The organism is Candidatus Symbiopectobacterium sp. NZEC135, from assembly GCF_025962695.1.
Genome location: NZ_JAGFPF010000361.1, coordinates 1 through 1,677 on the forward strand (window position 1 = coordinate 1; position 1,677 = coordinate 1,677).

Genomic DNA, 1,677 nt, shown 5'->3' on the forward strand with positions numbered 1-1,677 from the left:
GTTGGAAAGCAGCGATCATAGCGTCGAGGTGGTGGCTCACATGGCGGGATTTGCTTCGCCGATTTCATTCCGACAGCGCTTCAAGGCCCGTTTTAACCTGAGCCCGAGCGAATGGCGTCGGGCGTTTCGTGGGCCTACGCGCTGAGGGATTATTGATTCTTTTCTCTGAATGCTTTTGCTGCGCTGTTGTAAGTCGAGATAAGTTCTTTCAGCAAGCTTTCCGTGTCGATGTGTTCTCCTGTATCCTCAAGAAAACGGTCGAAAAACTCGATTACCGAAGGTTCCAGCCGATCACCAAAGGTTTCCACCACATCTTCCAGCGTATCGCGTGGGAAGGTGATGAGTTGCTTTTTCACCTCAGTCACTTCTTTCTCGACTTTATCAAGCGTCTTCTTTTCTGCTCTCTCATCCTTCGCCTTCGCTAACGATTTGAACATCCGTTCAACGTGGTCTGCACTGGCGCGCTGTTGCAATGTGGATATGCGAGTATTGGGTGCTGACTGGGTGGGTTGGTAGAAAACAACGTTTGTGGCGTCCGGGCCCAGCACTCGTGAGCGCCATTGTGCGAGAGTCTCATCAGCGTCGATAGGGCTGGGAACATTGATGCGGTGTGGTTCACCGTCAAAATCGACAATCAGCGAATACGCTTTCAGTATGCGATAACAATACTCTTCTTTTTTCATGATCCGGCCTAGGGTGTTTGCAGTAACTTATTGTATATAATATTTATTCTTGTTCTGTTCAAGCGGATTCTCCACGCGCATGGTATTCACTCGTTTCGCCTGAAGTCTACGGGCGCATCAGCGGTTCAATGCCTATCCACTCTTTCTGAGGGTGATAACACAAAGGCATCGGCGGAATCGCCACTTTTTGTCCTGCCACCGTCATTTCGCCTAAATGGATGATCCACTTGGCGTTTTCCGTGAAGCGTGGCGTTTTGAATATCACATAGACCGAACCGTAATCATCGTTGTTAGTGAGTTTCGGGATACGGCGGTGCACTTCATCACTGTTGATATCGTAAGGGGATTGGCGCGCGTATTTCATATCGGGAATCGGGAAATCGTAGGTGAGCATACCGAGAAACAACTCTGGCCGCGCATTCACCCGAGTGCCATCTTCCAGCGTGACATAAGCCTGTCGGCTGTCGTAGAGCACCGGGATGGCAGGTTCACCTTTTTTACCGGGGCGAGAAGGGCGCTGGCGGTTTTTGTTATAGGCGATCAGTTGAACATAAAACTCCGGTTTGGCTTCCGGTCCATTCACGTAAGGAATGGAGAACAACGCTTGCGTATAGCGGGAAGGAGCATAGGAAATCGCATGATCGTAGAGATAAGTTTCGAGTGTCAGGGTGGTTTCCCCCTGCGGGCCCGGCACCTTGAAAGGGTACTCACTCTGGCAAAGATCTGTGTAGGCGGCGCGTTGGCGCTGCATTGGTACACAGGCACTGACGGATACCGCAATCAGTGTCGCCATTACGGCGCGTGTACGCCATTGATAACATGCCATAACTACCCTCTTTTATATTTATTTTCCAAGATATTAGCTTAAGTACGGCCCCTCGAGTGTAGTGCTATTTCTCGTATTTGAGCGTCGGCGCAATCTGAAAAGTTACGCAGTGAATGATTACCTGAGTTAGCAAATGTTGACATTGAGCAACGAACATTTCGTTATGTG

The 1,677-nt window shown here is 49.7% G+C and carries 3 protein-coding genes; 1 reads left to right on the plus strand and 2 read right to left on the minus strand.

Translation table 11 applies throughout. The features are described from left to right. The coding region (locus tag J5224_RS26845) for a helix-turn-helix domain-containing protein (RefSeq protein ID WP_264628209.1) at positions 1-145 on the plus strand (145 nt) is incomplete at its 5' end. Between the two features lie 4 nt (positions 146-149). Here J5224_RS26845 and J5224_RS26850 read toward each other — a convergent pair. Together J5224_RS26850 and J5224_RS26855 are read right to left on the minus strand one after the other, a co-directional pair. Next, on the minus strand, positions 150-683 hold the full coding sequence (locus J5224_RS26850; RefSeq protein WP_264628207.1) for a hypothetical protein: 534 nt from the start codon (positions 681-683) through the stop codon (positions 150-152). 106 nt (positions 684-789) lie between these two features. Beyond that, positions 790-1,509, minus strand: a complete 720-nt coding sequence (locus J5224_RS26855; protein WP_264628208.1) for a hypothetical protein — start codon at positions 1,507-1,509, stop codon at positions 790-792. Positions 1,510-1,677: the final 168 nt, after the last annotated feature.

Bases quoted from the DNA above. Each gene is read 5' to 3' on its own strand.
- J5224_RS26855 (WP_264628208.1), bottom strand. From the start codon at position 1,509: ATGGCATGTTATCAATGGCGTACACGCGCCGTAATGGCGACACTGATT.
- J5224_RS26850 (WP_264628207.1), bottom strand. From the start codon at position 683: ATGAAAAAAGAAGAGTATTGTTATCGCATACTGAAAGCGTATTCGCTG.